This is a genomic window from Dietzia sp. NPDC055340, assembly GCF_053645335.1.
The window spans coordinates 25,605-51,057 of sequence record NZ_JBSHML010000019.1 but is presented as its reverse complement, the minus strand read 5'-3'; the positions used below and the strand labels follow the sequence as shown (position 1 = coordinate 51,057).

The 25,453-nt window shown below is 70.1% G+C and carries 22 protein-coding genes; 15 read left to right on the top strand and 7 right to left on the bottom strand.

Annotation, left to right across the window (positions count from 1 at the left end; genetic code table 11):
• Positions 1–78: 78 nt before the first annotated feature.
• Positions 79–1,368: a citrate synthase gene (locus ACWIFB_RS13975; protein ID WP_452099116.1), complete on the top strand. Its 1,290-nt coding sequence runs from the start codon at positions 79–81 to the stop codon at positions 1,366–1,368.
• A 124-nt stretch (positions 1,369–1,492) separates the two neighbouring features.
• Complete coding sequence (locus ACWIFB_RS13970; protein WP_230930133.1) at positions 1,493–1,849, top strand: FKBP-type peptidyl-prolyl cis-trans isomerase; 357 nt, start codon at positions 1,493–1,495, stop codon at positions 1,847–1,849.
• 445 nt (positions 1,850–2,294) lie between these two features.
• Here the strand turns inward: ACWIFB_RS13970 and ACWIFB_RS13965 are convergent, their stop codons facing one another.
• The gene (locus ACWIFB_RS13965) at positions 2,295–4,217 is read right to left on the bottom strand and encodes an acetate--CoA ligase (RefSeq protein WP_454058569.1); all 1,923 of its coding nucleotides are present in this window, start codon (positions 4,215–4,217) and stop codon (positions 2,295–2,297) included.
• A gap of 63 nt (positions 4,218–4,280) precedes the next feature.
• Entirely contained in the window at positions 4,281–5,837 is a 1,557-nt protein-coding gene (locus ACWIFB_RS13960) for a carboxyl transferase domain-containing protein (RefSeq protein WP_454058568.1), read from the bottom strand.
• Between the two features lie 120 nt (positions 5,838–5,957).
• Here ACWIFB_RS13960 and ACWIFB_RS13955 point away from each other — a divergent pair, with 120 nt between their 5' ends.
• From ACWIFB_RS13955 to ACWIFB_RS13920, 8 genes are all read left to right on the top strand, one after another.
• The gene (locus tag ACWIFB_RS13955; protein ID WP_452099119.1) at positions 5,958–6,704 is read left to right on the top strand and encodes an enoyl-CoA hydratase; all 747 of its coding nucleotides are present in this window, start codon (positions 5,958–5,960) and stop codon (positions 6,702–6,704) included.
• Between the two features lie 180 nt (positions 6,705–6,884).
• On the top strand, positions 6,885–8,522 hold the full coding sequence (locus tag ACWIFB_RS13950; RefSeq protein WP_452099120.1) for a substrate-binding domain-containing protein: 1,638 nt from the start codon (positions 6,885–6,887) through the stop codon (positions 8,520–8,522).
• A gap of 290 nt (positions 8,523–8,812) precedes the next feature.
• Positions 8,813–9,103, top strand: coding sequence for a DUF485 domain-containing protein (locus ACWIFB_RS13945; protein ID WP_452099318.1), 291 nt, complete (start codon positions 8,813–8,815; stop codon positions 9,101–9,103).
• Complete coding sequence (locus tag ACWIFB_RS13940; RefSeq protein WP_295649163.1) at positions 9,103–10,722, top strand: solute symporter family protein; 1,620 nt, start codon at positions 9,103–9,105, stop codon at positions 10,720–10,722. The genes ACWIFB_RS13945 and ACWIFB_RS13940 overlap by 1 nt, the downstream gene beginning before the upstream one ends.
• Positions 10,723–10,860: 138 nt before the next feature.
• Positions 10,861–11,421, top strand: a complete 561-nt coding sequence (locus ACWIFB_RS13935; protein WP_295649165.1) for a hypothetical protein — start codon at positions 10,861–10,863, stop codon at positions 11,419–11,421.
• A gap of 212 nt (positions 11,422–11,633) precedes the next feature.
• Positions 11,634–13,064: an aldehyde dehydrogenase family protein gene (locus tag ACWIFB_RS13930; RefSeq protein WP_454058567.1), complete on the top strand. Its 1,431-nt coding sequence runs from the start codon at positions 11,634–11,636 to the stop codon at positions 13,062–13,064.
• A gap of 115 nt (positions 13,065–13,179) precedes the next feature.
• On the top strand, positions 13,180–14,295 hold the full coding sequence (locus ACWIFB_RS13925) for an NDMA-dependent alcohol dehydrogenase (protein WP_452099122.1): 1,116 nt from the start codon (positions 13,180–13,182) through the stop codon (positions 14,293–14,295).
• Positions 14,296–14,374: 79 nt separating this feature from the next.
• Positions 14,375–15,337: a tyrosine-protein phosphatase gene (locus ACWIFB_RS13920; protein ID WP_452099123.1), complete on the top strand. Its 963-nt coding sequence runs from the start codon at positions 14,375–14,377 to the stop codon at positions 15,335–15,337.
• Between the two features lie 27 nt (positions 15,338–15,364).
• Here the strand turns inward: ACWIFB_RS13920 and ACWIFB_RS13915 are convergent, their stop codons facing one another.
• The 3 genes from ACWIFB_RS13915 to ACWIFB_RS13905 are packed head-to-tail and all read right to left on the bottom strand — an operon-like array spanning position 15,365 to position 17,554.
• A complete protein-coding gene (locus tag ACWIFB_RS13915; RefSeq protein WP_452099124.1) occupies positions 15,365–15,868 on the bottom strand; it encodes a hypothetical protein in 504 nt (167 codons plus the stop codon).
• A gap of 57 nt (positions 15,869–15,925) precedes the next feature.
• Entirely contained in the window at positions 15,926–16,108 is a 183-nt protein-coding gene (locus tag ACWIFB_RS13910; RefSeq protein ID WP_454058566.1) for a hypothetical protein, read from the bottom strand.
• A 9-nt stretch (positions 16,109–16,117) separates the two neighbouring features.
• Positions 16,118–17,554: an NAD-dependent epimerase/dehydratase family protein gene (locus ACWIFB_RS13905; RefSeq protein ID WP_454058565.1), complete on the bottom strand. Its 1,437-nt coding sequence runs from the start codon at positions 17,552–17,554 to the stop codon at positions 16,118–16,120.
• Between the two features lie 239 nt (positions 17,555–17,793).
• Between ACWIFB_RS13905 and ACWIFB_RS13900 the strand changes: the two genes are divergently transcribed.
• The 4 genes from ACWIFB_RS13900 (at position 17,794) to ACWIFB_RS13885 (ending at position 20,752) form a co-directional block, all read left to right on the top strand.
• Positions 17,794–18,273 carry a cupin domain-containing protein gene (locus ACWIFB_RS13900; protein WP_452099126.1) on the top strand — a complete coding sequence of 160 codons (480 nt, stop codon included), beginning with the start codon at positions 17,794–17,796 and terminating at the stop codon, positions 18,271–18,273.
• A gap of 380 nt (positions 18,274–18,653) precedes the next feature.
• Positions 18,654–19,367: a YncE family protein gene (locus tag ACWIFB_RS13895; protein WP_454058564.1), complete on the top strand. Its 714-nt coding sequence runs from the start codon at positions 18,654–18,656 to the stop codon at positions 19,365–19,367.
• Between the two features lie 126 nt (positions 19,368–19,493).
• Positions 19,494–20,213 (top strand): alpha/beta fold hydrolase, encoded by a 720-nt coding sequence (locus tag ACWIFB_RS13890; protein WP_454058563.1) that lies wholly within the window; start codon positions 19,494–19,496, stop codon positions 20,211–20,213.
• A 113-nt stretch (positions 20,214–20,326) separates the two neighbouring features.
• Positions 20,327–20,752, top strand: a complete 426-nt coding sequence (locus ACWIFB_RS13885; protein ID WP_454058562.1) for an organic hydroperoxide resistance protein — start codon at positions 20,327–20,329, stop codon at positions 20,750–20,752.
• 6 nt (positions 20,753–20,758) lie between these two features.
• Here the strand turns inward: ACWIFB_RS13885 and ACWIFB_RS13880 are convergent, their stop codons facing one another.
• A complete protein-coding gene (locus ACWIFB_RS13880; RefSeq protein ID WP_454058561.1) occupies positions 20,759–22,234 on the bottom strand; it encodes an alpha-L-fucosidase in 1,476 nt (491 codons plus the stop codon).
• On the bottom strand, positions 22,231–22,662 hold the full coding sequence (locus ACWIFB_RS13875; RefSeq protein WP_452099133.1) for a hypothetical protein: 432 nt from the start codon (positions 22,660–22,662) through the stop codon (positions 22,231–22,233). Before ACWIFB_RS13875 ends, ACWIFB_RS13880 begins: the two co-directional genes overlap by 4 nt.
• Before the next feature lie 158 nt (positions 22,663–22,820).
• On the opposite strand from ACWIFB_RS13875, the gene ACWIFB_RS13870 reads away from it, so the two are divergent.
• Positions 22,821–25,352: a helix-turn-helix transcriptional regulator gene (locus ACWIFB_RS13870; protein WP_454058560.1), complete on the top strand. Its 2,532-nt coding sequence runs from the start codon at positions 22,821–22,823 to the stop codon at positions 25,350–25,352.
• Positions 25,353–25,453: the final 101 nt, after the last annotated feature.

Genomic DNA, 25,453 nt, shown 5'->3' with positions numbered 1-25,453 from the left:
GCGTCACGGTAGGGTGTGGCACAGCACATTCGTGGCGGGACACAGGCCGCCGGGACCAGTCGTCGGAGAGGTAATCGCGTGACCGCAGGCTCGAACGGTTCGGACCGCAATGCAACACTGTCGTACCCCGGCGGTGAGCTGGAACTTGACGTGGTCGATGCCACCTGCGGTAGCGATGCCGTCCAGCTCGGCCCGATGCTGGCCAAGACGGGGATGACCACCCTGGACGTGGGTTTCGTCAACACGTCCTCGTGCACCTCGTCGATCACCTACATCGACGGTGGCGAGGGCATCCTGCGCCACCGCGGTTACCCCATCGACCAGCTGGCGGAGAAGTCCTCGTTCCTCGAGGTCTCCTACCTCCTCATCTACGGCGAGGACCCCACCGAGGCCCAGCTCGCCGAGTTCACCGAGAAGATTATGGGCGAGACGGCCCTGCCCGGTCAGATGATGCCGCTGCTCAAGGCCTTCCCGCTGGACACCCACCCCATGCCCGTGTTCTCGGCCGGCGTGAGCCTGTTCGGCACCCACGGCGACGACTTGGACATCGATGACCCGAAGGCCGTCGACCTGGCGACCGCGCGCCTGCTGGGCCGCGGCCCGACGCTGGCCGCCGCGACCGAGCGGATCCGTACCGGCAACGAGGCCATCGACCCGGATCCCTCGCTCGGCTACGTCGGCAACTTCCTTCGCATGACCTTCGGTCCGGAGTACGAGATCACGGACGAGGTCGTCAAGGCGCTGGACATGCTCCTGCTGCTGCACGCCGATCACGAGCAGAACTGCTCCACCTCGACCGTCCGCATGGTCGGCTCGTCCGAGGCACCGCTGTACGCCTCCATCACCGGCGGCGTGAACGCCCTGTACGGCCCGCTGCACGGTGGCGCCAACCAGGCCGTACTCGAGATGCTCGAGCGCATCCAGTCGGAGGGCGGCGACGCCACCGATTACATGGACCGCGTCAAGAATAAGGTCGACGGCGTGAAGCTCATGGGCTTCGGTCACCGCGTCTACAAGAGCTACGACCCGCGTGCGGCGATCGCCAAGAAGCACGCGCACGCGCTGCTGTCGAAGAGCAACGATCCGCTGCTCGAGATCGCGCTGAAGCTCGAGGAGACGGCGCTGGCCGACGACTACTTCGTCGAGCGCAAGCTCTACCCGAACGTGGACTTCTACACGGGCCTGATCTACCGGGCGATGGGCTTCCCGACCGACATGTTCACCGTGCTGTTCGCGCTCGGTCGCATGCCGGGTTGGATTGCGCACTGGCGCGAGATGCGCGAGGATCCTTCCACCAAGATCAACCGCCCGCGCCAGGTCTACACCGGCCAGGACGAGCGGAACTTCACCCCGATCAGCGAGCGCTGACCGGACTTGTGTCCGGTCGGCCAGAAGCCGGGCGGACCACGACCCGGTCGGCCTGGCGTCGATCGGACATGATCCCGGGCAGTTGACGCTGACCTCGGGACCCCGGACTCCAGGAGGAGAGACCATGGAGAAGCCCGAGATCGACATGCCGGAGGGCCCCGCGCCCACCGAGCTCGTCACCGAGGACATCACGGTGGGCGAGGGCAACGAGGCCGTCGCCGGCGGAAACGTCACCGTCCACTACGTGGGTGTCGACTTCGAGAACGGTGAGCAGTTCGACTCCTCCTGGGATCGTGGTGAATCCATCACCTTCCCGCTGAACGGCCTGATCCAGGGCTGGCAGGAGGGCATCCCGGGAATGAAGGTCGGCGGTCGCCGCAAGCTGGTGATCCCGCCGGACAAGGCCTACGGCACCTCCGCGGCCCTGCACCCGCTGGGCGGCAAGACGCTGGTCTTCGTGATCGACCTGCTCGACGCCTGACCTGCCGGCTGCTGTTAGCGGCCAGGACCGGCTCGTCTGGCCACCGCTGGTTTCGCCCAGCCCCCGCACGACACGACGCCCCGCTTCCTTCCGAGGAGGCGGGGCGTCGCGCATGTGCCGAGCACAGATCCCGTGACGCCGAAACACCGGGCCGCAGCGCGAGATACTCGGGACCCACGTGCGTGCAGCCCGCGCAGCTTCTGGGGATCCGCTGGCTCTGTGCCGCGGCGTGGACTCCCGCCGGGAAGATGCGCGCCGGGCGCGCCCAGCAGTACACCGAGCCAGCGCATCCGGCCGCAGATGTGCTGGCGCTGTGGCCTGCGCTGGCTGAGCGTACGCAGATGGGGCACTTGCGCTGGGGAGCTGGACCACCGGGGCAGCGCAAGACACCGAGCCAGCGCATCCGAGCCGGCTTGCGCTGGCCGACTGACCACCCGGCGTCCGGCTACTTCTCCCCGCGGAGGAACGGCGCGAGGACGTCCAGCACGGCCGGGTCCTCGATCGTCGACGGCACCGCCACGTCGTCCTGGCCGTCCGCGATCTGCCGCATCGTCTTGCGCAGGATCTTTCCGGAGCGGGTCTTCGGCAGCCCCTGCACCACCGTGCAGTCCCGGAACGTGGCCACGGCGCCGATCTCGTCGCGCACCATGGCGACGAGCTCCGCACGGAGTTCTTCGGGATCGCGCACCTCGCCCGACTTGAGCACGACGTAGCCGACCGGCCGCTGCCCCTTGAGCTGATCCTTCACGCCGATCACCGCGGCCTCGGCCACTGCCGGATGCTTGGCGATGACGGCCTCCATCGACCCGGTCGACAGCCGGTGCCCGGCCACGTTGATCACGTCGTCGGTCCGTCCCATGACGAAGACGTACCCGTCGGCGTCGATGTACCCGCCGTCGCCGGTCGCGTAGTAGCCCTCGAAGGTCGACATGTACGAGCTGATGAACCGCTCGTCGTCGTTCCACAGTCCGGCGAGCGTGCCCGGCGCCATCGGCAGCCGGATGGCCAGGTTGCCCTCCTGCCCGGCGGGCACCTCGATGCCCTCCCCGTCGAGCACGACCAGCGCGTAGCCGGGCACGGGCACGGTCGGCGACCCGGGCTTGATGGGCATGGGCTCGAGTCCGCGCAGGTTGGAGGCGATGGGCCAGCCGGTCTCGGTCTGCCACCAGTTGTCGATCACCGGCTTGCCGAGTTTGTCGGTGGCCCACTGGTAGGTGTCGGGGTCGAGGCGTTCGCCGGCGCAGAACAGGGTGCGCATGCTGCTCAGGTCGTACTTGCCGACCTCCTCGCCGTGGGGGTCTTCCTTGCGGATGGCGCGGATGGCGGTGGGGGCGGTGAACAGGGCGGTGGCCTTGTGTTCGGAGATGACGCGCCAGAAGGCGCCGGCGTCGGGGGTTCCGACGGGCTTGCCCTCGTAGATGATCGAGGTGGCGCCGACGAGTAAGGGCGCGTAGACGATGTAGGAGTGGCCCACGACCCAGCCGACGTCGGAGGCGGTCCACCACACGTCACCGGGCCGGACGCCGTACACGTTGCCCATGGACCAGGCCAGGGCCACCGCGTGGCCGCCGTTGTCGCGGACGACGCCCTTGGGCAGGCCGGTCGTACCGGAGGTGTAGAGGATGTAGAGCGGGTCGGTGGCGGCGACCGGCACGGGGTCGGCGGGGGAGACGCCGACGACGACGTCGTCCCAGTAGCTCCACGTGGTTCCCGGGGTCTCAGGCAGCGTCTCGTCCGGGAACTGCTCGTGCCGTGGCGCCACGATGACAGAGCCCGGGGTGTGGCTGGTCAGCTCGAGTGCCTTGGTCACCATCGGGAAGTAGGGCACCTTGCGGGTGGGCTCGATCCCACCGTGGGAGGTGACGATGACCTTGGGCCGGGCGTCGTCGATGCGGATCGCCAGCTCGGGGGCGGCGAACCCGCCGAAGACGACCGAGTGCACGGCGCCGAGGCGGGCGCAGGCGAGCATCGCGATGGCGGCGCGGGGCACCATCGGCATGTAGATCACCACGCGGTCGCCCTTGCCCACGCCCTCGGCGGCCAGGGCGCCGGCGAACGCGGCGACCTGCTCCTGCAGCTGGGCGTAGGTAATGGTCTCCTTGACGCCGGTCACGGCGGAGTCCCAGATGTAGGCGGCCTGGTCGCCGCGGCCGGCGGCCACGTGCCGGTCGACGGCGTTGTAGCAGGTGTTGAGTTGGCCGTCGGGGAACCAGTGGTAGAAGGGTGCCTCGCTACCGTCGACGGCCCGCGTGGGCGGGGTGGTCCACTGGATCTCCTCGCGGGCGACCCCGAGCCAGAACGAGTCCGGATCGGTGATCGACTGCCGGTAGGCGGTGGCGTAGGCCGACGAGGCGGTGGTGTCCGACATCGCGTGTTCCCCTCACGTGCGCGGGTGCGGCCGCCGACTACGTCGACGGTCTTGTGACGAGCTTCACTCTAGTGGCAGTCCGAGGCCGCGATAGCGGGAGATCCGTTCCGCGTACCTCCGCTCAGGGGGACGCCGGCGCACCTCCACGACGGCGTTCGCCACGGCGTCGGCCAGGCGGTCGCAGAAGGCGGCGGGCTCGTCGGCGGCGTCGGGGAGCTCGGGCACCACGACGTCCACGATCCCGGCCTCCTGCAGGTCGGCGGACGTGATGCCCTGCGAGCGCGCGACCTCGGGGGCGCGGTCGGTCTCGTGGTACAGGATCGCGCTGGCGCCCTCGGGCGGGAGCGGGGCGAGCCAGCCGTGGCGCGCGCAGAGGACCCGGTCGGCCGGCAGGAGCGCGAGAGCCCCGCCGCCGGTGCCCTGGCCCATGATCACCGAGACGGTGGGGGTGGGCAGCGTGACGAGGTCGGCGAGACTACGGGCGATCTCCCCGGCCAGGCCACCCTCCTCGGCCTCGCGGGACAGCGCGGCGCCGCGGGTGTCGATGAGCAGGACCAGAGGGACGCCCATCTCCGCGGCGATCCGCATGCCGCGGCGAGCCGACCGCAGGGCTGAGGGGCCGAGCGGGTTCTTCTCGCTCTCGGCGTCGCGGTCCTGGGCGAGCACCACGGCCGACTGGCCCCGGAAGCGGGCCAACGAGAGCAGAAGTGCGCCGCTGTCCTCGCCCTGGCCGGTGCCCGAGAGCGGGACGCGGTCGGGGGCGACGCGGGCCAGGAAGTCACGGGCGCCGGGGCGGTCGGGGCGGCGGGAGCGGGTGATGGCGTCCCAGGCGTCGGGCCGGGCGGGTTCGTCGGCTGCGGCGGCCCCGGCAGGCGCGGCCTCGGCGGTCGGGCCGGTGAGCGGGCCGCGGGGAGGGGCGGGTTCGTCGTCGCTCGGTGGGTCCTGGCACAGCACGCGCAGCGCGCGGGCGGTGAGGTCGCGGACCCCCTCGGGCGGCAGGACGCCGTCGATCATCCCGCGCTCGGCGAGGTTCTCCGAGACCTGAACGCCCTCGGGGAACGGCGCGTCGTACAGGGCCTCGTAGACGCGGGGGCCGAGGAAGCCGATGAGCGCGCCGGGCTCGGCCACCGACACGTGCCCGAGCGAGCCCCAGGAGGCGAACACGCCGCCGGTCGTGGGGTGGCGCAGGTAGACGAGGTACGGCAGGCCCGCGGTCTTGTGGCCGGCCACCGCGGCGGAGATCTTGACCATCTGCAGGAAGGCGACGGTGCCCTCCTGCATGCGCGTGCCGCCTGAGGTGGGGGAGGCCAGGATCGGCAGTTCCTCGGCCGTGGCGCGCTCGATCGCGCCCACGATCCGCTCCGCGGCGGCGATGCCGATCGAGCCGGCGAGGAAGTCGAACTCGCACGCGATGATCACCACGCGCCGGCCCTCGAGCGTGCCCTCGCCGGTGATCACGGACTCGTCGACCCCCGACTTCTCCGCCGCGCGCTCGAGCGACTCGGAGTAGCCGGGGACCGAATCGACCTGCGCGGAGCGCAGCGGCGGGCCGTCCCAGGAGTGGAACGAGCCGTCGTCGAGGACCAGGTCGAGGATCTGCCGCGCACCGATACGAGCCATGTCCACAATCGTACGGTGGCGCCCCGTCACCAGCGCCGACGGTCGATCCGCCGCTCGTGCCACCAAATCCGATTCGCGGCCTGTCCCGCGGTGCCGCTCCACCGAAGTATCGTTTCGGTCATGATCGTCTCCCGCCGAGATGGCGCCGTCGTCGTCGTCACCATCGACCGTCACGAGTCCCGCAACTCCCTCGACGCCCGGGTCTGTACCGCCCTACGCGAGGCCGTCGAGGCGGCGGCCGCCGAGGCCGACGCCGAGGATCCGGTGCGGGCGATCGTCATCACCGGGGCCGGGACCGCGTTCTGCGCGGGCGCGGACCTGTCCGGCGGCGTCTACAACTCGGACTTCGTCGACGCCCACGCCGCCATGCTGCGGGCCGTCGAGGCGGTGCCGGTGCCGGTGATCGCGGCGGTCAACGGGCCGGCGATCGGCGCGGGCGTCCAGTTGGCGCTGGCCGCGGACCTGCGCGTTGTGGTGCCCGGCGCGGTCTTCGCGGTGCCGGTGGTCAAGGTGGGGCTCGCGCTGGACAACTGGACCATCAAGCGCCTGGCCAACGTCGTGGGTGGCGGGCACGCCCGCTCGGTGCTCATGACCGCGCGCCCGGTGGGGGCGGAGGAGGCGGCCCGGATCGGGCTCGCCAACGAGATCGGCGACCTGGACACCGCGATGGAACTCGCCGCGGAGCTCGCGCGCTCCGCGCCGCTGAGCCTCCGGCACATCAAGACCGTGATCAATGACGACGACGCCCGCCTGCTCCCGCGCGACGAGCACACCGAACTGCAGCAGAAGGCGTGGTACAGCGAGGACATGGCCGAGGCGCGGGCGGCGCGGCAGGAGAAGCGGCCGCCGGTTTTCCGGGGACGCTGACCGGCGCGGAACCGTCTTGCGCGGTAAGGGCCGCGCTCGTCCCCTCCGCGCGCGTAGAGAGAGGTGGTGCCTCCGGTGGCGCGGCACGCTGGGTACTATTCCAGCGCCCGACCCGGATCCCCCTGACGTGGGCGAGTGGCACGGCCCCGGGTACCGCGTGATCAGAAAGGCCGCCACCTGATGGCCAGGCACAGTTCGTCGCCGCAGAGCTCCAATCCGACCGCCCGGCGGGTCGTGATCGTGGGGGCGGTGATCCTCGCCGTCGCAGTGGTCGCAGGGCTGCTGATCTCCGGTTTGGCCAAGGCGGGGATCGGCGGCTTCTGTGGCGATTCCGCCACGATCAGTGTGGCCGCGGAGCCGGACATCGCCGAGCATGTGCGCACGCTGGCCGAGCAGGCCGACAGCTGCCACGACTTCCGGGTGGAGGCCCTGAGTTCGGCCGATATCTCCGCCCGCGTCGCTGACCGCGGGGAGCTGCCCGACCTGTGGGTGCCCGATTCGGCGGTGCGGCTGTCCCAGGTCTCGCACGAGGTTCAGGTGCCGTTTGTCACCGTCCTCAATTCCGTGGCTGCCACGCCCGTGGTGATCGCCGCCCGCGACACCCCGCTCGACTCCTCCACGTGGGCCGCCGCACTGGCCACCCCCGGCCTGACGATGGGCGACCCGGTGCGCTCCGGAATCGCCGACGCCCCGATCCTCGCCGCCACCTCCGAGGTCGAGGCGATGCGCTCGACCGACGACGCCCTGGGGGCGTCCATGGCGGCGCTCGCCCAGGGACAGGCCGGCCGTATGGAGGTGCCGCCGTCCCAGCGCGAGATGCTCGACGCCGTGGTGGCCGACGGCGGGGCCGCGGTGGTGAGCGAGCAGCAGGCGGTGCTGGTGCAGAAGGACGCCCCCGACGCCGGGCTCGAGTTGGTGGTGCCCAGGACCGGCGCGGTGTTCCTCACCTATCCGATGGCCGTGACGGTCCAGGACCCCACCCGTCGCGACGAGGTGACCGGTGCGGCCGAGGCACTGCGTGCGGCCACCACCTCCGAGGAGCACCTCGAGGCCCTGTCCGCGGACGGGTTTCGCACCGCCGACCGCGCTCCGCTCGCCGGCGGCGCCGGGGTGGGCGAGGTCGACGCGCTCGTGGTCCGCGACCCCAACCGTGTGCACACCACGTTGCAGCGATGGCGGCTGCTGTCCATGCCGGGCCGCTCGTTGGTGTTGGTGGACACCTCCGGCTCCATGGACTTCGTGATGCCCGGCACCGACCAGACCCGCATCCAGGCGCTGGTGGGCACCGCCACCGCCGGGCTGGGGCAGTTCCCCGACGACGCCGCGCTGGGCCTGTGGGCCTTCGGCGGGGCCGCCGGCCGGAACGGGCTGCCGTATTCCGAGGTGGCGCCGCTCCAACGACTGGACGTCCCGGTCGACGGGGGTGGCACGTACCGCGACACACTCGCCGGCGCGCTCGGCACGCTGCCGGGCCTGGTGGGCGGGGAGACCGACCTCTACCGCACCGTGCTCGATGCCCACGACATGGTCCGGGACTCCTACGACCCCAACATGATCAACTCGATCATCGTGATCTCCGACGGCGCCAACGACGCCACGTCCTCGCTCGGTCGGGAGGACTTCCTGGCGCAGCTGCGCGAACGCGTGGACCCCTCCCGCCCGGTCGTGGTGGTGACGATCGGCCTGCTCGAGGACGCCGACCCCGCGACCCTGGCCGAGATCAGCCAGGCCACCGGCGGCAGCAGCCACATCGCCAGGACCCCGGACGAGATCGTCCGGGTGTTCGCCCAGGCGATCGGCCAGAGGGGCGGTGCCTGAGGCAGCCTCAGGTAGCCCTCAGGGCGAGCCCGCCCCCATGTGAGGTGGCCGCATCCCCATGATGGGGGTGCGGCCACCGGGCATTTCGCGACGGTCGGCGGAAACTGTGCGTTTTGTGTGGGCGTCATCATGTGTTGCGTGTCACACTTCCCGGGTCAATGTCTGTGAGTCGCATCACTACCCCGGTGTGGCTTGAGAACCTGAAACGGAGGATCTCCGTGTCCCAACCACAAGACCCGGCGGCCGGGGGCGCCTCACGGCGCACACCGGATGCGGCGGAGTTCGCGGCCATGCAGGCCAGCCCAGAATTCCAGGAACTGCGCAGCAGATTCCGGGCGTTCGTGTTCCCCATGACGATCGCGTTCCTCGTCTGGTACTTCCTCTACGTGCTCCTGTCGATCTACGCGACGGGCTTCATGGGCACCAAGGTGTTCGGCAACATCACCTGGGGCCTGATCATCGGCCTCGGGCAGTTCGTCACCACGTTCCTCATCACCTTCCTGTACATCCGGTTCGCCAACCGGCAGATCGACCCCCGCGCGGAAGCCATCCGCCTCGAGCTGGAAGGTGAGGCTGCCTGATGGACTGGCTGATCAACATTCGTGAACTGGCGCCCGGCGAAGAGGTGGGCAGCACGCTGCTCAACATGGTCGTCTTCGGCATCTTCATCGTGGTGACCATGGCCCTGGTGCTGCGGGCCTCCAAGTCCACAAAGTCCGCCAAGGACTTCTACACCGGCGGCTCGAGCTTCACCGGACCCCAGAACGGCTTCGCCATCGCCGGCGACTACCTGTCGGCCGCCTCGTTCCTCGGCATCGCCGGCGCCATCGCCATCAACGGCTACGACGGGTTCCTGTACTCGATCGGCTTCCTGGTGGCCTGGCTCGTCGCCCTCATGCTGGTGGCCGAGCTCATGCGCAATACCGGCCGCTTCACCATGGCCGACGTGCTGAGCTTCCGTCTCCAGCAGCGGCCCGTCCGCATGGCGGCCGCCCTGGCCACCCTCGCGGTGTGCCTGTTCTACCTGATCGCGCAGATGGCGGGCGCCGGCGGCCTGGTGGCGCTGCTGCTCAACATCAACGACTCCACCGGCCAGGCTCTCGTCGTGGCCGCGGTCGGCGTCCTGATGATCGTGTACGTCCTGGTGGGCGGCATGAAGGGCACCACCTATGTGCAGATGGTCAAGGCCGTCCTGCTCGTCGGCGGCGTGCTGATCATGTGCCTGCTCGTGCTGGTCGCGGTCCGCGGTAACTTCTCGGCGCTGCTGGGTGAGGCCGTGGCCAACTCCGGTAAGGACCTTCTCCAGCCGGGCCAGCAGTACGGCGCCACCGAGACCTCCAAGCTGGACTTCATCTCGCTGTCCATCGCGCTGGTCTTCGGCACCGCCGGCCTACCGCACGTGCTGATGCGCTTCTACACCGTGCCCACGGCCAAGGAGGCCCGTCGTTCGGTGACCTGGGCGATCGCACTCATCGGCGCCTTCTACCTCTTCACCCTCGTCCTGGGCTTCGGCGCTGCCGCCATGGTGGGGCCTGAGGTCATCAGCTCCGCGCCCGGTGGCGTGAACTCGGCGGCCCCGCTGCTGGCCTTCGCTCTGGGCGGCGAGATCTTCCTGGGCATCATCTCCGCGGTGGCGTTCGCGACGATCCTCGCCGTGGTGGCGGGCCTGGCGATCACCGCCTCGGCCTCGTTCGCACACGACATCTACAACGGCGTGATCAAGCACGGTCAGGCGTCGGAGCAGTCGCAGCTGCGGGTTTCGCGGATCACCGTGGTGGTGATCGGCATCCTGTCGATCGTCATGGGCATCGGCGCCATGGGCCAGAACATCGCGTTCCTCGTCGCCCTGGCCTTCGCCGTGGCGGCCTCGGCCAACCTGCCGACGATCCTGTACTCGCTGTTCTGGAAGCGGTTCAACACGACCGGCGCGCTGTTCTCGATGTACGGCGGCCTGATCAGCACGCTGGTGCTGATCGCGCTCTCGCCGGCCGTGTCCGGCAGCGAGAAGTCGATGATCTCGAGCGTGGACTTCTCGATCTTCCCGCTCTCGAACCCGGGCATCATCTCGATCCCGCTGGCGTTCCTGCTGGGCATCATCGGCACGTTCCTCGGGAAGAAGGACGAGTTCCCGGAGAAGCGCGCCGAGATGGAGGTTCGCTCCCTCACGGGTGTGGGCGTGGAGAAGACGATCTCTCACTGATCGCCCACTCCACACGGGGATTTCCCACCGGCCCGCCCGGTCGTCACGAGACGGCCGGGCGGGCCGCGTCATGTCGCGAGGTGGGTGCGAGCGACTACCCTCGGTGAGCACCACAGGAGAATCGGAGGCGGTAAGACGATGTATCCCGGACAGGACGACCAGACCCGACGCATGGGGCACCAGCCTGATTCGCGCGCCTATTCGCAGATGGGCGGCGGCCAGGGTTACGACGACGGTTACGCGACAGGTAGCTACCCGGCCGATGCCGGCTACGAGCCGACCCCCGAACCCAGGCGCGGCCCGCCGGTGGACGTGGGCAAGTTCGTCGGCAGCGTGGTGGCCACCGCGCTGGTCGCGGCAATCGCCGGCTGGCTGATCGCCTGGGTGGTGGAGGCGGTGTTCAACCGCTTCGGCCAACCGTGGGCCAATGGCGGCAATACGCCCACCATGTACGCGATCTACGGTGCGGTAGCGGCGATCCTGGCCGGCCTGCTCTGGTATCTCCTGCTGGTGGGCACGGCCAACCCGCAGCAGTTCTTCTCCTGGACCGTGGGACTGCTGACCGTGGCCGCGGTGGCGCTGCCGCTACTACTGACGGTTCCGTTCCTCGACGGTGTGGCGGCGGCGATCGTCAACCTGTGTATCGGTCTGCCGATCCTGGCGCTGACGAGCGCGTTCTCGTCGACGATCAGGCGGTAGTAACCGCCGGTCGCCGAGCCCGGGGTCGGCCTCCTCGGGGACGTTCGAGCGCGGCTCAGCGCACCGCTGGGTCGCGCTCGCCGCGTGTCCCGGTCCTGGACCGCTGAACTTCTCATTTGCATCGGTTAGCGGATCAACGCTGTTCACGCGGGCCGAATCGCGGATTCGACGTTTTCCAGACACCTGTCAAACTCCGGTGCTACTTTCCGCTGATGACCCTCATCAACGCGGCCTCGGAGTCGCTGTCCGAGCCCCTTCAGCGGCAGCGCGCCGCCCACGTCGCCATCGACCCCGCCACCGCAGAGGAGCGTCGCGCCCGGATCCAATCCGTGATCAACCTCGTGGTGGACCACCACGACGAGCTGGCAGAGGCCATGGACGCCGACTTCGGCGGGCGCCACCACGGCTACTCGCTCATGAACGACGTCGTGGGCTCCCTGGGCGCTCTCAAGCACGCGCGCGACAACCTCGAGACCTGGATGTCCGCCGACCGGCGTCCCGCCTTCGCTCCCTACGATCAGATGGGCGCGCGCTGCGAGGTGCAGTACCAGCCCAAGGGCAGCGTGCTCATCCTCGGCACCTGGAACGCCCCGCTGTTCACCCTGCTCAGCCCTCTCGCCGGGGTGCTGGCCGCCGGTAACCGGGCCGTACTCAAGCCGTCCGAGATCACCTGCCGCACTGCCGAGCTGCTCGCGCGCCTGTCCGCCGACGGGCTGGACCCGGACGTGGTGGCCGTGGTTACCGGCGACGCCGAGGTGGCCCGCGAACTCACCTCTCAGCCGTTCGACCACATCGTGGTGACCGGCAGCAGCGCCGTGGGCCGGGCCGTCATGGGCGCCGCAGCTGACAACCTGGTGCCCGTCACCCTGGAGCTCGGCGGCAAGTCTCCCGTGATCGTGGGCCGCAGCGCCGACCTCGCCGGCACAGCCATGAAGATCGCCGTCGCCAAAGCCACCAACGGTGGGCAGATCTGCGTCAGCCCCGACACCGTGTACGTGGCGCGCGAGAGCGTCGACTCTCTGGTTGACGCCGTGGCCGAGGCGTTCACGACGTTGCACCCCACCGCCGGCGGGAACGCGGACGTGGTGGCCGCCGTCAACGACCGGCACGCCCAGCGCGTCGACGCCTACGTGCGCGACGCCGCCGATCGCGGCGCCCGCGTCGTCACGGCCCCGGCGGAAGAGTCGGTCGCGGGGGACCGCCGGCGCCCCCTGCGGATCGTGGTGGACCCGCCCTCGGGTACCGCGATCCGCGCCGACGAGATCTTCGGCGCCGCCATGATCGTGCAGCCCTACGACACGGTCGACGAGGTGGTGGCCGAGGTGGCCGCCGGCCCCACGCCGCTCGCGTTGTACTACTTCGGGAGCGACGACGACGAGCGCGACTCCGTCCTGGCACGCACCCGATCGGGCGGCGTCACGGTCAACAACGTGATGTTGCACCCCGGCATGAACGACGCCCCCTTCGGCGGATCCGGCGCTTCCGGGATGGGGCACTACAACGGGCGGGAGGGCTTCCTGGAGTTCAGCCACGCCCGCACCGTGTTCTTCGCACCTGACGCCGACCCGCGCGGGGAGTGGGGAATGCTGCCGCCGTACGGGGAGCACTTCACCGCCGCTATGCGGGCACAGATCACGCCCTGACCGGACCTGTTCCACTTTCGACCACCGCGGCGGTCTCCGTCTGACGCTGCTCGTTCATCGCGGTGGCGCCGAGCCGGCGCCGCCGCGGACCCACCCGTACCCCGAAGGGACACATATGAAGACCCGTGGCGCGATCATCCGCCAGGCACCCGGCACCTACGAGGTGGTCGACCTCGAACTCGACGACCCGCGGCAGGGGGAGATCACCGTCCGCATGGTCGCGGCCGGGCTGTGCCACTCCGACGACCACATCGCGAGCGGCGACCACGCCGTTGGCTCCTACCCGATCTGTGGCGGCCACGAGGGCGCCGGCGTGGTGGTGGCCGTGGGACCTGAGACACACGGCTGGACCGAGGGCGACCACGTGGTGTTCTCGTTCCTCGCCGCCTGCGGCCGCTGCCGCTGGTGCGCCCAGGGACTGCAGAACCTGTGCGACCGCGGCGCCGCGATCATGGGCGGAACCCGGCCCGACGACCCCACCAGCTTCCGTATGGACCTCGACGGCGCGCCCGTCGCGCAGACGTGCGGGCTGTCCACCTTCAGTGAATACACGACCGTGAGCACCGACTCCGCCGTCAAGGTGGACCCCGAGCTGCCGCTCGAGGTGCTGTGCCTGCTCGGCTGTGGCGTGGGCACCGGCTGGGGTGCCGCCGTGAATTCCGCCGAGGTGTACCCGGGGCAGACGGTGATCGTGCAGGGGATCGGCGGGATCGGAATCAACGCTGTGCAGGGCGCGGCCCACGCCGGGGCCTCACGGATCATCGCCGTCGACCCGGTCGAATTCAAGCGGTCCAGCGCGCTGGAGTTCGGCGCCACCCACGCCGTCGCCGGGATGGACGAGGCCACGGAACTGGCCCGATCGTTCACCAACGGGCAGGGCGCCGACGCCGCGATCGTCACCGTGGGCGTGACCACCGGTGAGCACATCGCGCAGGCGTTCTCCGCGATCCGTAAGGCGGGCACGTGCGTGGTGACCGGGCTCGGCTCGATGACCGACGTGGGGATCCCCATCAGCCCCATGGAGCTGACGCTCTATCAGAAGCGACTGCAGGGATCGCTGTACGGCTCGTGCGCTCCGACGTCCGACATCCCGTGGCTGATCGACCTCTACGGGGCCGGCAAGCTCAAGCTCGACGAGCTGATCACCCGGACCTACACGCTTGATGAGATCAACCAGGGCTTCACCGACATGCGTGAGGGTCGCAACCTCCGCGGCGTCATCAGCTTCTGACCCGTGCCCGCCCGGGGCGTATGACTTCCCGGGCGGGCGGCGGCCCCCTCTTATCCTCGACGCCTCTCGAAAGGCACTCGTGAACACGTCGTCCATCCGCACCGTCTCCGCGCTCGGATTCACCGCTGCACTGGTCCTGGCCTCCGGTGGCACTGCAGGCGCCGCCGATATCGCGACCAGCGCCGTCACCGCGTCGGGATCCGTCGAGACCGCCTCGGGCAGCATCGGCAGCTCCGAGCTGGTGGACGATCACGCGCGGCAGATCGTACTGAAGGGCGCCATCAACGTGCGCGAGCTCGGCGGGTACGCGACCGCGGACGGTCGGTCCGTCGCCTGGGGCGAGGTCTTCCGCGGCGGGGACCTGAGCGGCCTCACCACCACGGACGTCGAGAAGCTGCAGTCGGCGGGCTTGACGACGGTGGTGGACTTCCGCGGCGCCGATGAGATCGCGAAGGACGGCTCGGCCCCCGTGCCGGGCACCATCGATCTGGTCAACATCCCGGTGCTGGACGAGACCACCCAGGCACTGGCCGAGGCGCTGACCGGTGTGCTGCAGGGCGGAGACCCGGCGGTGGTCGAGGAGATGCTCGGTGGCGGCGAGTCCCAACGGATCAAGGACGAGAGCTTCGTGGCGCAGCTCGACCAGCCCGAGGCCATGGCCGGCTATGCCCGCACTCTCGAGTTGATCGCCGAGCGGCCGGGCGCGCTGATCTTCCATTGCACCGCGGGTAAGGACCGCACCGGCATGATGAGCGCGATCCTCCTGGGGATCCTGGGCGTGCCCGATCAGACGATCATCGACGACTTCGTCCTGTCCAACGAGTACCTCCGGGAGCACTACGCCAAGACGTACGCGTTCCTCGAGAGCAAGGGCGTGGACGTGGAGTTGATCCGCCCGCTCACCGAACAGTCGCCGAGCAACATCCAACCGGTGTTGGACGCCGTCCACTACCAGTACGGCGGGTGGGACGCATTCGCCACCGAAGTCATGGGGCTGGACTCGGCCACCCTGGACACGCTGCGGACCACACTCCTGGTGTGAGGGGGCGGGGCGAGCCCGGCGTGGGGACTACGACGGCGTGGGGTTGGTGAGCCACCAGACCACCACCTCGTTCGCCAGCTTTCGGATGGGGTCTTCGCCTGTCGAGCCGTCGCCCCATCGCGGGAGGTCCACCCAGAGTCGCATCGGTGCTCCACTGCCCGCCGGGAGATCGACGTGGGCGAGCGGGCGCGGCGTCGACCCCAGATCGTGTCGGCTATCAGTCCAGCAATTGATCACCGGCACGAAGCCGGTCAGGCAGATCACCTCATCGCGAGGGCCCACCGGTGTCAGGACCCGGGTGCCGGGGACAGCCGGATTCCAGAACGCCGGGTCCGCCGGCCCCAGCACATCGTTCACGGCCTGGGGCAGACCGCGGGCCGGGCCCGGCATCGGCGCCGCTGCGGTTACCGGAGCGGCCACAGCGGCAGCGGAGGCCAGAAGGCCCACCGCCGCGGCGGACGCCACGGCGATACGGAGTCGATTCCGCGAACGGCCGAGTGTGCGGGCCTGCGGCCCGGGGCGGTTTCTCATTCACCTACTGTCACAGAGTTGATCAGGCAGTGGGGCTGATTCCTTGACCAGCGATCATCACTCCGCAGAGATGCGGAAGGCGTCGCCGGCGACGTGATGGTGGAGTCGACCGAAGATGTCGGCGTGCTCACGGGCACGGTCGGCGAGGGAGGTGAACAGCTCCGCCGGCAGGCCCAGGTCCGGCGCGAGCGCGGCGAGGGTTTCCCAGCCGCCGAGCTTGCCCACCACGGCGCTACGCATGAGCTCCACCTACAGCACGGGGGTCATGGGGGAGCTGGTCAGGCGCTCGTTGAGCTTGAGCCGCCCCGCCTTCTCCGCGACCGCGGCTACGGCCTGCCGGTGGGGGCGCCGGCGCAGGTGTAGGGAATCGATCAGCTCGGCCAGGAACTGGCGTTCGCTGGCGATGTCCTCGGCGACCGTGGCCAGGTCCGGGCCCAGGTCGGTGTCGGAGAAGTCCCGGGCCATCCGGCGGGCCCGGCCCAGGCCGGCCGTCGCGCCCGTGAGGTGGTCCGACAGGTACAAGGCCAGCACGTCGCGCTCCAGGTGTGCCGGCAGACGATGGGCCGAGGATTCCTCGCCAGGGCCCGTGACCCCGGACGGGTCGGCCCCGCCGGGCGGCGACTGATCCACCGGCCACTGCTCACGCGGCCGCATCGGCGGGCTCGCGGTGCCCTGTCCGTCAGCGATCCCGGTCAACAACTCACGCAGCGTCTCCGCTGCCTCGTGCTGCGGCTGCCACCCCAGCTCGTCGCGGGCCCGCGAGCAATCCATCAACGGAACCCGCATCCCCATGTCCAGCCAGCCCGGATTCGCGGCCACCGCCCGGGCCTTCCACGCGACCGCCACCGCGGGACGGATCAGCGCGGCAGGCACCTCGAGGTACCGGCCGCTGTCCACGACGTCGGCCAGCTCCTGCGCCCGGAGTACCGGCTCTGTCGCCACGTTGAACGCCCCCGTGACCCCCTGCACCAATACCCGACAGAACGCGTCGGCCAGATCGTCCGCGTGTACCACCTGCACCCGGATCCCCGCCGGCACCGGCAACAGTGGGAGAGTGCCCGGCCGCAGCGCCGCCGCCGGCACCAACGCGCCCAGGAAGTAGCGGGTGATCTCGGCGCCGGCATCGGCATCGAACACCAGCGCCGGGCGAACCCGGGTGATCAGCAGGTCAGGGTGCTCGGTCTGCATCTCGTCCAGGACCCGCTCCTGCGCCGCCTTGTCCACCGCGTAGTGCGATGACTCCGCATCGCCGCCCACGGGCCACGATTCGGGGCGCGGGTCGTCGTCGTCGACACCCGAGTACGCTCCCACCGACGACGACACCACCAGATGCCCGACATCCGCTCGCACGCAGGCCTCGGCTACGCGGCGCGTGCCCTCCACATTCACGCGGCGTAGCAGTTCGCGCTGGTGATTCGGCTGGATCAGCCACGCCAGATGCACCACCGCGTCGCAGCCCCGCAGCACCTCGGCCAGGTGGTCGACCACCCGGTCCTCGTCCCGGTCGTCGCGCGTGGGGACGGCCAGATCCACCGACTCCCACCGCGCTTGGTCGTACGGCGCACGGCCTGCATCCGGCAAACGGCGGGCCACACCAAGCACCTCCGTGACCTTTGGCTCCTGGCCCAACGCCCGCACGACCGCCGTACCGACGTTGCCCGTTGCCCCGATGACCGCGACCTTCATGACCGCCACCCCTCACGAAGTTGGCTGTTCGTTGCTGCGCGTGGTTTCAGTGTGCGGGCGGCCGGGCTGATGAGCATCCGGTCGAGAGGGCGCGCACTCGGTTCGGCAGAGCCCTAGGCTCCGGGTTCGGATCCATCTCGCCTTTCGTGACGTTTTCTTTACGCTATGCGGCGAACTGCACTAATGTTTGACCGAGCTGGCCAAACCTAGTCAGTCCGAGCGGACGCGAGGAGTCGGCCATGCCGCACCCACCGATACGAGTCGGCGTCGCGCTGGCCGGCGGGGCTCTCGCGCTGGCTCTGGCCGCGTGCAGTCCCGAACCCGTTCCGGACCCCGCGGTGGGGCTTGAGCCCGTCCGAGTCCTCGACATCGCCGAGGGCGACCAGGACCAGGCCGTTGAGGTGGACGTAGACGGCGGCACCGACGGAGTGCAGGTGATGTTCCGCCAGATCACCATCGAACCGGGATCCGGAACAGGCCTGCACTGCCACCACGGACAACTCGTCGTGGTGGTGGAAGAGGGCCAGCTCACCCACTACGCCGACGTCTATCCCGGCGGCGTCCACGTCTATCGCGCCGGCGACTCGGTGGTCGAAGGCGCCCGCTACGTCCACGAGGGGATCAACGAGGGGCCTGAAAACCTGGTCCTGATGGTCACCTACATCACGCCCGAGGGAAAGCCGCTCGCGGAAACGGATCTGACGCAATGCGAGGGGTGAGAAGGCGGCGGTGCCGCTCCGCAGTGCTTGCCGCCGCCGTGGCTCTCTCGCTCGCTCTTGCTCCCATGGCGTCCGCCGCCAGACTCATAGGGCCGGTTGAGGGATCGCCCGGGGGCTACTACGTCGATACTGCGGTATCCCCGAACGGGGCGTTTGTCTATGCCGCCCACGGTGACGAGGGACAGCCGCGGATCTCCATGGTGGAGACGGCCACCGGACGGGTGGCCTCGCAGCACTCCTACCCGGGTTAGACAACCAGAAAGCTGCGCGACCTGGCCGTCTCGCCAGACGGCGCCACCGTTTACGCCACTTCCTTCGGGCAGCAAGGCGAGCTTCTGAAACTCGACGCCACCACTCTCGACCTGATCAACGACGTCAGTGTGATCAGTACCGAGCCCACCGGCGTAGTGATCTCTCCGGATGGTGCAGAGGCCTATGTTTCGAGCCCGACCGGGGTCACAGTGGTGGACACCGCGACCATGAACCAGGTCGGCTACATCAGGACGGCCGGGTCGGTTTACGGCATGGCCATTTCCCAAAATGGGAATCGACTGTCTGTCTCCTCCCGTCGCGAACGGGGGTCCCGCACCTCGATCCTCGAGATCGCCGACACCCGGACCCGAGACGTCGTCAGCACCGTCGACGGCCCACCCTCGCCGCCGTTCGACCTCGGCTGGAGGTTTGATTACTTCCGAGAATCCGTAGCGCTGAGCCCCGATGAATCGCTGGCGTACGTCGCGATCGACACCACCGTGCTGGCGTATGACGTGCGGTTCGGAACGGTGACCGCCCTGGACACCGCGGGTTACACTACCTTTGACCTGGCGATCCATCCCGGGGGAGACGAGCTCTATGTGGTGACTGACCAGGGTCTGCGGATTGTTGATGCGGTGACCGGCAGCGCCGAGGTTATCGGGGAACTGGGAGTCCGCGATGCGGGCACGATTGCGGTGACCCCCAGTGGGCAGCGCGCGTACGTCTCTACGGGGCACCAAGGCGCGATCATGGAGTTCGCGCTCGATCACGCGCCGGAATTTGGAGACGGCCATGAATCCGCCGGATCACTCGATCGAATCTTCACATTAGGCAGTTGATCTTTCGGCTCGTGTCGCTCTGACGGAGTGAGCGGGATGCGGGTGACGGCGTCGTCGTACTCGCAGGGCCACCGGAGCGTGCGCGGCCGGTGTCCCGAGAGATGTGTCCCGCGTAGGGTCCCGGGCATGACCGAGCTTGTCCTTCTCCCTGGCCTGCACGGCGATGCGCAATCGTGGTCTCCCGTGATCCATGCCCTGCCGAAGGACCTCACGGCGAGGGCTCTGGACCTGCCAGCGGCGCCAGACCTCGACGTACTCGTGGACGAGGTGGCAGGACAGATTGCGCCCGACAGTGTGGTGGTGGGGCATTCGCTCGGCGCAGTGGTGGCCATGCACCTCGCCGAACGGCACCCGACTCTGGTGGCCGGGCTCGTGCTGGTGACCGCGCCCGTGGGGGCGGAGGATCCGGATGCGGCTGCCTCCCGGGTGGCTCGAGCGGCGGGGTTGAGCTCGGACGCGTATGAGGAGATCGCCCTCGACGGCATGGAACTTGTGTACTTCGACGACCGTGGCCTGGACCCGCAGGTGCGGGCCGAGCGGCTGCGCGCAGCACGCGGGTACGGCCCGGCGCGATTTGCGGCCCACTCAGTGGCGCTGGGGGCGCGGGCAGATCGCAGCTCGTTCCCCGCGCAGGCTCCGTGCCCCGTGCTGATCGTCGGTGCGTCCGACGACCAGGTGGTGCCGACCGCCGCGCAGCGCGCGTGGGCAGTGGCCAATGACGCTTTTGGCGGGGACGGCCCGGTCTCGTACGTGGAGATCCGCGAGACCGGGCACATGCTGCCGGTGGAGGCGCCGGAGGAACTGGCTCGCGAGATCCACGCATGGGTGCGCGAGGCAGTGGGCTGAGCCCGGCGGTTGCTCGCCGGTGGTCGCGGGTTCCGTCCTAATCCGGTCGGCGACCCCACCTGCCGCCGCGGCGTACGTTTGGCGGCAGCACACCCATCACGAAGGAGACTGTCATGGCAGACGCGTTGTACTCCGTCGAGGCATTGTCCACCGGCGGAGGCCGGGACGGGCACGTGGCCACCGCCGACAAGGCCGTGGACCTGGAGATGGCCCCGCCCACAGAACTCGGCGGGTCAGGCAAGGGCAACAACCCCGAGCAATTGTTCGCCGCAGGATTCGCCGCCTGCTTCCACTCGGCGCTGCAGAGCGCCGCGAGGACCAGGAAGGTCGCTATCGACGGCTCGTCCGTGGGAGCGCGGGTCTCGCTCCTTCGCTCCGGTGAAGCCAGCATCGACCTGGCCGTGGACCTCGAGGTGATCCTGCCCGGGGTCGAGACCGAGCAGGCGAACGAGCTGGCCAAACTCGCCCATGAAATGTGCCCCTACTCCCGGGCCACCGCCGGCAATATCGAGGTCTCCGTGAGCGTCGCCGAGGACTGACTTCAATCAAGCCGGAGCGTTTGCGTTCACCTGCCCCGACAGCCGGATCACGTGCGCCGGCGACACCGGCAGACGCTCCGGCAGTCGCACGCGGACACCATCGTCGTTGGCGGTGATCTCCAGCGGCTGCCCGGTCGACACCAGCAACGCCGAGGCATCCGGCCCGGCAGAGACACCCGGCACCACCAGCTCACGGGAGGTGGGGGTTCCCAGGGTGATCACGTTGACGTCCGTGCCGGTGAGGGTGAACCGCAGCTCGGTGCCCTCGCTCGCGGTGGCGGCGGGACGGACCCACGGGCGGCTGCCGCGAATCGCGCTGCCGTTCTCGTGCAACCAGCGCCCCAACGCCCGTAGAGGGGCCTGCTGCTCGGGCGGCACCGACCCGTCAGGCAAGGGACCCACCCCGATCAGCAGGTTGCCGTTCTTGCTCACCACGTCCACGAGCATGTGGACCAACTCATGCGCCGGCACAATGTCCGCCGGATCCTCGTTACGGTTCGCGGCGAAGGAGTTGCCGATCCCGCGCGTGGTCTCCCACTTCTTGGCCACGATCTCCTCGTAGCGGGCGTACTCGGGAGTCGTGAAATCGTGGTGCGGGGTCGCGGGGAAGGTCAGCTCGCGGTGCTCGGCCGGGATCAGCTTCCACACCAACTGCACCAGGCCGGCCACCCCGCGGACCACCGCCTCGGTCCCGCCGCCGCGCTTGAGATCCGTCTGCGCCCAGCGGTCGTTCACCACCCCGTCGGGCACCGCGTCGTAGAAGTCGGAGAACAGGCTCGGCAGGTCGGTTGTGGCCGGCCAGCCGATGTCGTTCCACAGGATGGCGGGGGAGTAGCGGTCGATCAGCTCCCGGACGTGGTCCTCGGCGTAGCGGGCGTAGCCCGGATCGGCCGGCACCGCGAGCACCGAGTCGGCCGGGCCCGTCAGGACCGCATCGTTGAACGGCCAGTCGTACCCGCCCGAGTAGTACAGCCCCGTGCGCATGCCGCGGGCCCGGACCGCCCGGTCTACGTCGCCCACCAGGTCGCGCGGCGAACCGTACGTACCGAGCTTCGGGTGCGGATGGTCCGACGGCCACAGCGTGTAGCCGTCGTGATGCTTGGTCGTGAGCACCACATACCCGGCGCCCGCAGCCTGGGCCAGCTCGGCGATCTGGTCCACGTCCGCCGTCTCGGCCTGACGCGAGAACTCCTCCGAGAAGCGGCGGTAGCTGTAGTCGGCGCCGTACGTGGCCTCGTGATGCTCCTGGGTAGGACTGCCCGGGATCTGCATCGTGTTGAGGTACCACTCGGCGTACGGGTTCTCCTTGAGCATCCGGCTCGGCCCGCCGTCGCGCAACAGTTCCTGGATGTCCGGCACCCGCGGCGCCCACTGGGGCACCGAATACGGGCCCCAGTGGATGAACACGCCGAGCTTGACGTCGTCGTACCAGGCAGGAAGCCTGCGGCCCTCGAGCCGCTCCCAACCGGCGGCGTCACTCATGCCGACACGAGGGTGTTGAGGCGCTGCTCCAGGAACTCCGACGCCGACTGTCCGTACGCCAGCACCAGCGCCACCACGTTGGCGGCCAGGAGCAGCCACGCCGAGACCATTGTGAAGTCCGCGAGCACGCCCAGCAGCGAGAAGAACGCGAACACCGACAGAACCAGCCGGGCCCAGCCCGCGCCGTCACGGAGCTTGACCGCGGCCACCACCTGGACGGCCATCGCGATCATCGCGGCGATCGCCAGCATCCAGCCGAACCAACTGAACGCCTCGCCGGGCGGGAGGTCGTCCATGCCGGCGTTGAGGTCGGCGAAGACCACCAGGATCTCGGTGGCGGTGAGGATGTTGGCGACGGTGAATGTGGTGAACAGGGCGGTGAACATCCAGATCCAGGACGCTGCGGAGACGGAAGAGGGACGTGCCATGAGAACTCCTCGAGAGGGGAAGGGGTCGCGCCGGGCCCGGGTCGGTCGTCTCGATCGCCGGCCCTGGCGCGGTAAGAGTGAACTCATCGTGCGTGGTGGGGCGGGCATGGGTATAGAGTGCGACACACCTGTTTTTTCGCCGGACGGGAGAGCCGACTGTGACCGCGTGGAAGAGGACCCGTGCGGTACTGCGGCAGGACACCGTGTCGCGGGCGGTCACCCTGGCCGTCGAAACACGCCGTGGCGTGCTGGTGGTGGGCCCGCCGGGCACCGGCGCCAGCGGATGTGCGGCCGACATCGCGGACGGCCTGCGCGCCGCCGGCGTCCCCGTGGTGCTGTGGGACGACCTCGACCGCCGTGCCCCGGCTTCGCCCGAGCTACCCGACCGCGCCGTGGTCGTGGGCTCCGCGCGGCTGGGCGCCGCGCTCCCGCCGGGCCTGGCCGACCAGGTGTCAGCCCGCACCACGCGCCTGCCCCTGCGCGCCCTCACGCGCGGAGAATCCGAGGCCGCGGTCTCCGCGGCCGTGGGACGATCCCTCTCGACGCGCCTGGTCGAGGCACTCTGGGCGGGATCACACGGCAACCTCACCGCCCTCCGCGTGACGTTCGACGACCTCGCCGCCCGCGGCCTCGTCCGCCGCGCGGGTGATCGCCTGGACCTGACGGTTGATCCCGCCGCAGCCGTCGCCGGCGTCGCCGCGGATCCACGCCTGTGGGTCGACGACGACAACCTCACCACCACGACCACCGCTGCACTCGCCCGGCGGATCAATCTCGCCGATCTCGAGGCGATTCACGGCGAGAGCGCGGTCAGCGACGCGGTGGCCCGCTCTCTGCTCGTCACCCGCACCGATGACGGCGTGGAGATGCTCACAGTGCAGCCGCCGATCCTGGCCGGTGCGCTGCGGGACGGGGCCGATGGTCTTCGTCGTCGTCAGGTCTACGACGCCGTTCTCCGCGGCGCGGCGATCGGCGGCCGGGGTGGCACCCGCAGCGAACACGGCGACGCCCGCGGTGACCACGGCAGCGCTCTCGGCGCGCTCCTGCGGCCGGGCCGTGCGCTGCCGGACCCGCGGATCATCCTGTGGGCGCTCGCGCAGGGGCGCGACGTCGACGCCGCGGCCACCCTCGCCGCCGCGCGCGCCGCGCTCGACGCGCACGACTATCGCACCGGCGTCGACCTCCGCCCCGCCGCCCGCCGCGCGGGGCTCGCCATGACCGCACTGCAGGAGGCCGAGCTCGCGCTGGTCGGCGCCTCGTGCCTGCGGCTGCTCGACCGGCTGCAGGAGACCGCTGCCGCGCTCGACGAGGCGCAGGTGTTACTCGAGGGGATCACCGGCACCGGCACCGGCCCCGACGCCAGCGAATACGTCCGCGTGCTGATCGGCACGGTCACCGCGCGTGCCGACCTGGCCCACTACCGCGACCGTCACCCCGACAACGCCCTGCCCATGATCCGCGACGCCCACCGCCTCCTCCCGCCCGGACATGAGGCCCACGCCGTGCTCGACACCCTCACCGTGGTGCACCTGACCTACTCGGGGCGGCACCGCGAGGCGGCCCGCGCCTACGCCGAGTTGACCTCCCCGCCGCCGGCTGACTGGGAGCGGCGTCTCGAGGCGGTCCACGCGCTGGCGCTCGACGCGCTCGGCAGGCCCGACGAGGCGCGGGCCGTCCTGCGTCGGCTCGCCCGCCGGGCCCGCACGATGGACCATCATGCGTGGGCGTCGGAGGAGTACTTGTCGGCGCTGTTGTCCGTGGTGCTGCACGGCTACGGGGTCACCGCGCTGCTGGCCGAGCTCGCGCCGTTCTACGAGGTGGAGCAGGACGCTTCAGTGCGCATCGACCACGGCATGCGCCGCGTGGCCGAGGCCGAGATCGCGCTCAGTGCCGGCGACCTGACCGGCGCCGTGGCCGCCGCTGCCGACGCCGTGGACACCATGGAGGTCGACGGCCCCGAGGACTTCCTGCCCCGCGCAGTCTCCCTGTACGCACTGGCCTGCGCCCAGTCCGGCCGGGGCGCCGACGCGCGGGCGGCGCTGCGCCGGGTGCACGCCGTGCCCTCGTACACCAACTCGCCCGTCGGGCCCGAGATCCGGGCGGCCGAGGCGGGGGTGCTCTACTGCGAGGGGCGGGCGGACGACGCGCGCGGAATCGTCCGCGAGCTCATCGCCGACGGGGTCCACGGCGCAGCGGTGCGGGCCGCGTGGATCGGCGTCCTGATGGGCGATCCCGAGACGTGCCGGATGGTGGGGGAGGTGGTCGTCGGCGGTGATGTGGCGCCGCTGATGCAGGACCTGGCGGCGATGACGCTGGCCGCGAACCCCCGGCGACTCCTCGACGTGGCCCAGCGGTCCCGCGGATTCGGGCTGCTCATGGTGGCCGCGGCGGCCGCCGAACGTGCCCGCACGCTCGCGACGCCGGGATCGCAGACGTGCACTCTGGCCGAGCGGATGTTGGCGACCACCGAGATCCGCAGTCCCCACGCCGGCCTCGTCGGGCTGGGCGGGCTGGCCGCGACGATTCCCGCTGGCGTCTCGCTGACGCGCCGCGAGTCCGAGATCGCCGACCTCGTGGGCGGGGGCCTGACCAACGCCGAGATCGCAGCGGAGCTGCATCTGTCCAAGCGCACGGTCGAAGGGCACCTCAACCGCATCTACGCCAAGACGGGGACGCGGCTGAGGGGGTGACCGTGTGCTCGATGGCGGGATTCTGGCAGCCGCCGAACACCCATCAGAGGTCGCCGCACTTCCTGCTGCCCAGCGGCCCAACTCCCCGAGGTTTGTCTGCC

Coding starts and splice junctions, on each gene's coding strand:
- ACWIFB_RS13970 (WP_230930133.1), top strand. CDS start 1,493: ATGGAGAAGCCCGAGATCGACATGCCGGAGGGCCCCGCGCCCACCGAG.
- ACWIFB_RS13965 (WP_454058569.1), bottom strand. CDS start 4,217: ATGTCGGACACCACCGCCTCGTCGGCCTACGCCACCGCCTACCGGCAG.
- ACWIFB_RS13960 (WP_454058568.1), bottom strand. CDS start 5,837: ATGGCTCGTATCGGTGCGCGGCAGATCCTCGACCTGGTCCTCGACGAC.
- ACWIFB_RS13955 (WP_452099119.1), top strand. CDS start 5,958: ATGATCGTCTCCCGCCGAGATGGCGCCGTCGTCGTCGTCACCATCGAC.
- ACWIFB_RS13950 (WP_452099120.1), top strand. CDS start 6,885: ATGGCCAGGCACAGTTCGTCGCCGCAGAGCTCCAATCCGACCGCCCGG.
- ACWIFB_RS13945 (WP_452099318.1), top strand. CDS start 8,813: ATGCAGGCCAGCCCAGAATTCCAGGAACTGCGCAGCAGATTCCGGGCG.
- ACWIFB_RS13940 (WP_295649163.1), top strand. CDS start 9,103: ATGGACTGGCTGATCAACATTCGTGAACTGGCGCCCGGCGAAGAGGTG.
- ACWIFB_RS13935 (WP_295649165.1), top strand. CDS start 10,861: ATGTATCCCGGACAGGACGACCAGACCCGACGCATGGGGCACCAGCCT.
- ACWIFB_RS13930 (WP_454058567.1), top strand. CDS start 11,634: ATGACCCTCATCAACGCGGCCTCGGAGTCGCTGTCCGAGCCCCTTCAG.
- ACWIFB_RS13925 (WP_452099122.1), top strand. CDS start 13,180: ATGAAGACCCGTGGCGCGATCATCCGCCAGGCACCCGGCACCTACGAG.
- ACWIFB_RS13915 (WP_452099124.1), bottom strand. CDS start 15,868: ATGAGAAACCGCCCCGGGCCGCAGGCCCGCACACTCGGCCGTTCGCGG.
- ACWIFB_RS13910 (WP_454058566.1), bottom strand. CDS start 16,108: ATGCGTAGCGCCGTGGTGGGCAAGCTCGGCGGCTGGGAAACCCTCGCC.
- ACWIFB_RS13905 (WP_454058565.1), bottom strand. CDS start 17,554: ATGAAGGTCGCGGTCATCGGGGCAACGGGCAACGTCGGTACGGCGGTC.
- ACWIFB_RS13900 (WP_452099126.1), top strand. CDS start 17,794: ATGCCGCACCCACCGATACGAGTCGGCGTCGCGCTGGCCGGCGGGGCT.
- ACWIFB_RS13890 (WP_454058563.1), top strand. CDS start 19,494: ATGACCGAGCTTGTCCTTCTCCCTGGCCTGCACGGCGATGCGCAATCG.
- ACWIFB_RS13885 (WP_454058562.1), top strand. CDS start 20,327: ATGGCAGACGCGTTGTACTCCGTCGAGGCATTGTCCACCGGCGGAGGC.
- ACWIFB_RS13880 (WP_454058561.1), bottom strand. CDS start 22,234: ATGAGTGACGCCGCCGGTTGGGAGCGGCTCGAGGGCCGCAGGCTTCCT.
- ACWIFB_RS13875 (WP_452099133.1), bottom strand. CDS start 22,662: ATGGCACGTCCCTCTTCCGTCTCCGCAGCGTCCTGGATCTGGATGTTC.